The sequence below is a fragment of the Arthrobacter sp. Hiyo1 genome, from assembly GCF_001263615.2.
Lineage (GTDB): Bacteria > Actinomycetota > Actinomycetes > Actinomycetales > Micrococcaceae > Arthrobacter.
Genome location: NZ_DF952476.1, coordinates 104,473 through 109,691 on the forward strand (window position 1 = coordinate 104,473; position 5,219 = coordinate 109,691).

Annotated in this window: 9 protein-coding genes; 3 read left to right on the plus strand and 6 right to left on the minus strand. The window is 64.2% G+C overall.

All coding sequences use genetic code 11. The features are described 5' to 3' along the window. Positions 1 to 447: class I SAM-dependent methyltransferase (locus tag AHiyo1_RS20930; protein ID WP_148667697.1), on the minus strand; the 447-nt coding region annotated here is incomplete at its 3' end. 86 nt (positions 448 to 533) lie between these two features. Between AHiyo1_RS20930 and AHiyo1_RS27465 the strand changes: the two genes are divergently transcribed. After that, positions 534 to 860: a hypothetical protein gene (locus AHiyo1_RS27465; protein ID WP_253257521.1), complete on the plus strand. Its 327-nt coding sequence runs from the start codon at positions 534 to 536 to the stop codon at positions 858 to 860. Then, complete coding sequence (locus AHiyo1_RS27470) at positions 842 to 1,375, plus strand: hypothetical protein (protein ID WP_253257522.1); 534 nt, start codon at positions 842 to 844, stop codon at positions 1,373 to 1,375. Before AHiyo1_RS27465 ends, AHiyo1_RS27470 begins: the two co-directional genes overlap by 19 nt. A 7-nt stretch (positions 1,376 to 1,382) precedes the next feature. On the opposite strand, the gene AHiyo1_RS20940 is transcribed toward AHiyo1_RS27470, so the two are convergent. From AHiyo1_RS20940 to AHiyo1_RS20950, 3 genes are all read right to left on the minus strand, one after another. Beyond that, a complete protein-coding gene (locus tag AHiyo1_RS20940; RefSeq protein ID WP_059389874.1) occupies positions 1,383 to 2,609 on the minus strand; it encodes a pyridoxal phosphate-dependent aminotransferase in 1,227 nt (408 codons plus the stop codon). A gap of 62 nt (positions 2,610 to 2,671) precedes the next feature. Next, complete coding sequence (locus tag AHiyo1_RS20945) at positions 2,672 to 3,601, minus strand: PASTA domain-containing protein (RefSeq protein WP_059389875.1); 930 nt, start codon at positions 3,599 to 3,601, stop codon at positions 2,672 to 2,674. A gap of 27 nt (positions 3,602 to 3,628) precedes the next feature. Further along, positions 3,629 to 4,045 (minus strand): hypothetical protein, encoded by a 417-nt coding sequence (locus AHiyo1_RS20950; RefSeq protein ID WP_216363276.1) that lies wholly within the window; start codon positions 4,043 to 4,045, stop codon positions 3,629 to 3,631. 4 nt (positions 4,046 to 4,049) lie between these two features. Between AHiyo1_RS20950 and AHiyo1_RS25075 the strand changes: the two genes are divergently transcribed. Beyond that, complete coding sequence (locus tag AHiyo1_RS25075) at positions 4,050 to 4,298, plus strand: hypothetical protein (RefSeq protein WP_172465687.1); 249 nt, start codon at positions 4,050 to 4,052, stop codon at positions 4,296 to 4,298. Positions 4,299 to 4,636: 338 nt separating this feature from the next. Here AHiyo1_RS25075 and AHiyo1_RS20960 read toward each other — a convergent pair whose 3' ends face one another. After that, the gene (locus AHiyo1_RS20960) at positions 4,637 to 4,981 is read right to left on the minus strand and encodes a hypothetical protein (protein WP_059389878.1); all 345 of its coding nucleotides are present in this window, start codon (positions 4,979 to 4,981) and stop codon (positions 4,637 to 4,639) included. Further along, on the minus strand, positions 4,978 to 5,219 hold a 242-nt coding region (locus tag AHiyo1_RS25780), incomplete at its 5' end, for a hypothetical protein (RefSeq protein WP_216363277.1). The genes AHiyo1_RS25780 and AHiyo1_RS20960, both read right to left, overlap by 4 nt.

Genomic DNA, 5,219 nt, shown 5'->3' on the forward strand with positions numbered 1-5,219 from the left:
GTGGAAGTCGGCGTCGCGTACTGCCACGATGGCGCCGGGCTTGGCCACGCGCCGCATCTCGCGCAGCGCGGCCACGGGGTCGGTCAGGTGCTGCAGGACTTGGTGGGCATGGACTAGGTCGAAGGTCTCGTCCTCGAAGTCCAGATCGTAGATGTTGCCCGTCACGAACTCCACGTTTTCCACGCCACGCTCGTCCGCAAGCGTGGCAGCCTGCGCCACGATCTCGGCGGAACGGTCGAGCCCGACGACCTTCGCCGGAGCCACCAGTTCCGCGAAGTCGCAGGTGATGCTCCCAGGCCCGCATCCGACGTCGAGCACTGATGTCCCGGCGGTGAGATGCGGGATGACAAACGCGGCAGAGTTCTCGGCTGTGCGGGAGGCATGGGCGCGTACGACGGACTCGTGATGGCCGTGTGTGTAGACGTCTTCAGGCTTCTGCTCGTTCATAGGGAAACGCTACCCCGATGGAGCGGAAAGCGGGCGGAACTTGGGCTAAACCTTGTTTTCAAACCCCTGCCTGCCACAATGGACCCATGGCGCCAGCGTGGTGGGGTCAGGGGTCGCAGCTGGGGCGCGGATCGGGCCTCGGCGGGTTGCGTGACGGACCATCCCCGGATGCCCTGCGCCGCCCGTTCTTCGTAGCGGCAGTGGCCGTCTTCGCCGTCGTCGTGTTGGCTGAAATCGGCTTGTCGATCCTCCTCGGCGGGACCGCCGTCGAGCCCGTTTCGCCTGACGCCGCGGAAGAGCTCGGGGTCCCGATCGACGTCTTCTTAAAGACCCAACGCGCATCAGCTGCTCCGCCGGGCGCGGGATCGGTTTCCTTGCGTTCCTTGACGGGCTGTTGCTGTTCACGGTGGTGATGCTCGGACTCAGCCTGATCATGGAGCTCAGGGTTTACGGACGGATCCAAGGCATCATCACCTTGATTGTCACGTTTCTCTGGGTGGTCGGCGCGTTCTTCACGGCCCTCCTCGCCTTGGCGAAGCTCTTCCTGATGTTCGGCCTGTTCGTCGCTGCACCCTTCGGGACCATTGCCTACCTGGCGCTATGGGGAAGTTTTCCCACGAGCCAGGCTGCGGCCATCCTTGCCCTCCTGTTGCTGCTCAAGATCGTTTTCGCGGTGCTGCTGGTTCTGAGCCAGCCGAAATTCCTGAAGGTCACCGGGCTCGTGGTGCTGCTTCTGGTATCGGTGCTGGTGCAAGTCATCCTGGGCCTCATCCACAGTTTCCTCCCCGGGCCACTTGTGTCCATCGGGGACCAGTTCTGGGCGCTCATTACCGTGGTGGTGGCCTTGGTGTGGGCCCTGGTCATGCTTATTGGCTCGATCCCGGCGATCATCAACGCGCTGCGGGTCAGCGGCTCGGCGGGGGACTAGAAGGGCCCTACTCTTGAGGCCGGTTCCGATAGGCGGCCAGGAAGGTCGCGATCCTGCGCACGGCCTCCTCGATCTCGCGGACGGAGGGCAGGATCACGAAGCGGAAGTGGTCCGGGGTTGGCCAGTTGAAAGCCGAACCGTGGGAGACCAGGATTTTCTGGTCCTGCAGGAGGTCGAGGACGAATTTCTCGTCACTCTCGATCGGATAGACATCAGGGTCCAGCCGCGGGAACAAGTACATGGCCCCGGCTGCCGGTACGCAGCTCACTCCCGGGATCGCAGTCAGGAGCTTCAAGGCCAGGTCCCGCTGTTCGCGGAGCCGGCCACCTGGCCTGATGAGCTCCTCGATGCTCTGGTAACCGCCCAGGCAGGTCTGGATGGCGTGCTGCGCCGGGACGTTGGAGCACAACCGGAGGGACGCCAAGAGCTCCAGCGCCTCACGGTATTCGGCGGTTGCCGCGTGCGGGCCGGTCACAGCGACCCAGCCAGCCCGGTAACCGGGCATGCGGTAGGCCTTGGAAAGGCCGCTGAAGGTCAGGACACAGATGTCGTCAGCCACGGACGCTGTGTGGATGTGCTGGGCGTCCTCGTAGCGGATCTTCTCGTAGATCTCGTCCGAGAACAGGACAAGATCGTGCTTGCGCGCCAGTGCTGCGAACTGCTCCAGGATGTGGCGCGGGTACACCGCGCCCGTGGGGTTGTTCGGGTTGATGATGACGATGGCCTTGGTGCGCTTGGTGATCTTGGCTTCGACGTCGGACATGTCCGGCCACCAGTTCTGGCCCTCGTCGCAGAGATAATGCACCGGCTTGCCGCCAGTGAGGGTCACGGTGGCCGTCCACAACGGATAGTCCGGCGCGGGAATGAGGACCTCGTCGCCGTTCTCCAGGAACGCCTGCAGCGTCATCGAGATCAGTTCGCTGACGCCGTTGCCGATGAAGATGTCCTCGACGCCGATATTCATCAGGTTCTGGGTCTGGTAGTACTGCGAAATGGCTGTCCGTGCCGTGAAGATGCCCTTGGAATCGCTGTAACCCTGGGCACCGCGGAGGTGGTGGATCATATCCACCACGACGGACTCCGGCGCTTCCAGCCCGAACGGCGCGGTGTCCCCAAGATTCATCTTGAGGATCCGGTGGCCTTCGGCCTCCATGGTCTTGGCCGCTTGGAGGATGGGCCCACGGAGTTCGTATCGGACGTTCTGTAGTTTGCTGGAGTGCTGCATCGGACGCATGGTTGATCATTTCATGGGCGCACCGTTTTCGGCACCGGATGACACGCAGCACCGAGGGCGCCCTACTGCTTGATCGCACAGATCTGCGGCTGGACCATGCAAATGTTGATCGGATTCGGCTCGATGATGACGTTTTGCCGTATTTCGGTGCGGACCAGGACCAGGGCGTTCTGGTTCACCTTGCTCCCCACATCGGGATTTACCCCAACAACCACGCAGCTTTGCAAGAATCCGGACGAGGACGTGCACGTGGAACCCTGGGTGAAATCCAGTTGGATTTTTGCGGTCTGGAAGGCTGTGCGGGCATTTTCGATCCGCGAGCCAAGGACCGCGGGCACCACCGATTTCACCGGCGTCGCGATCTCCAGGTTGACGGTGGAACCGCGCCCGGCGGGCTTGTTTGCCTCCGGAGACTGGGTGACCACCGTCCCGGCGGTTTGATCGCTTTCCTTGTCCGTGGTGGCCGTCGAGAACCCGGCGTCCTTGAGGATTTGTACCGCCTCTGCTTGCGGCTTGCCTTTCACGTCCGGCACATTGACGTCCTTGAGGAGGAACCAGATCACCCCACCAATAGCCGCCAACAGCACCACGCCGCCAATGATCACCCACAGCCACGGGAATCCCGGGCGCGGTTTCGGTGTTTCGGCGGGCTTGGTGACGGTCAGCGTGACGACGTGGGCCTGGTCGGCATAGTCCTCAGGGGCGTCGTCGGCCGAGTAGGCAATCAGTTTCACGGGATAAGAGCCGGGCGCGGCACCGGCAGTGTCGAAATTGACCAGGTATTGCTCGGTGGCTCCGGCTGCGATGGTCCGCAACGGAGTGGGGATGGCGGCGTACGTCGGGGACGGCGGTGTGCTCTCCGTTCCGGGAAAGGCTCCGAGCACCACGCGTTCGGGGCCTGGAGCTCCGTTGGTCACGGACGCCGTGAGGGAACCTTTGCCGTCCTTGAGTTCAACAGTGGGAGAACTCAGCGTCATGGTGATGGTGCTCATGCGACAACCGCCTTTCGGGCAATGAACTCATCCTCCTGCTTCCAGGAGCTTCAGCGCACACGTGCCGACAACGCGGCACGCGATTCCCAGCTGCCCTCCTGAAGTGCCGAAGGTCAGGCTGACAGTGTCCCCGGCAGAGACGTCCTGCTCTGTTCGCGTGCCCTCCACGACCAGCGTCACGGTGACTGCTTGCTGGGGAGCCAGCCGGGCACGCTTGGTGGGGCTGCCCAGATCGAACAGGCCCCCGAACTTCTTGACCTCGAAAACGCAGCTTCCCGCCACGAGCAGCTGCGTTGCCGCCGCGGAACACTGGCCGCCCGGGCCCACGAGATCCGAGGCAGCGAGGGTGCCTCCTTTGGCAGCCTGCGAGAAGCCCGACTGCCAACTGGCCGCCGCGTTGTTGTTCCCGCCGCCGCAACTGACGCCGAAAACCAGGATGAGCACAGCGATGACACCGCACGAGATCACCACGATGAGGGGCTTCCGGTTCCCGGCGTTCACGGCACAGGCCCGTTCATGTGCCCACCACCTCGACCTCGTCCGTTACGTGGGCGGGCTTGATGCCCTTCACGATCCTGCGGACCAGCTCCACTTGCCCAGCGGCGGCCGCGGGTACCAGAACCTTGATGTGGAACTCGCCCGGGACGGATTCGACGTCGACCCCCGGGACCGGTGGCCAGCTGCAGGAAGCGGGTGAGACCGTCCACGGTGCCCCGACGTGCGGACAACGAGGCCGCGCACGCGATCAGGTCCCGCTGGCGGGCCACAGGGACTCCCGCCGCCGCGGAGTCCACGGACTCCGGGCTTGGCAGGGTCAACCAGTCAAGGTCCACCCACCGCGACAGGAAAGGAATGAACGACGACGGCGAGCGGCCTGGATCGGGAACGGTGTGGATGCGGTCCAAGACATCCCGGACGGGCCCGTGCATGTCCTCGGCCACGGCGATCAGGGCCTGCAATGGGGTACTGGTTTCCGCCGCCACCTGGAAGATCTCGGGCAGGACCTTCAGCAGAGGAGAGTTACGGGGTACGGGTTCAACCATTGCCATGCACCACTTCGATCCGGTGCTCGCCCGAGGAGAACAGCCACGTCTCGGGAAGCGTCACGACGTCGTCAACCATCCGCCGCGTACAGCTCGCCCAGGACACAGTGTTGTCCGTGCTCCGGTAGATCCCCTTGGGGCCAGCCGCGAGCACAAGCGGCGAACCGTCGTCGCGCTCTACGCCGGACACAGCGCGGACCGGCTCGAAACGGGTCCGGTCCCGCAGGGGCAGCCCGCAGTTCACATCGGGCACGCTCCACTGAGCGGAAGCCTGGCCGAGCTGAAGGCGCAACACGCCGCCGCTTTGCGTGGCGGCGTACGCGGCATTGCCCGTCACATGCACGCCCCAACAGCTTCCACCGGTCCAGCCCGCGCTGAATTGTTCCCACGACGCCAGGAGGCGGCGTCGAACTGGGTGCGGGCCAGCTCATCGATTTTCAGTCGCACGCAGCCCGTCCCTGTACCTTCAGGTACTGAACGGCCGAGCCAGACGTAGCTCGCGCCGCCGTCGTACTGAATCGTCATGCAGCGGATGTCCTCGCCCGCCGCCCTGATCTGCTTGAAGCTGCCGGCGG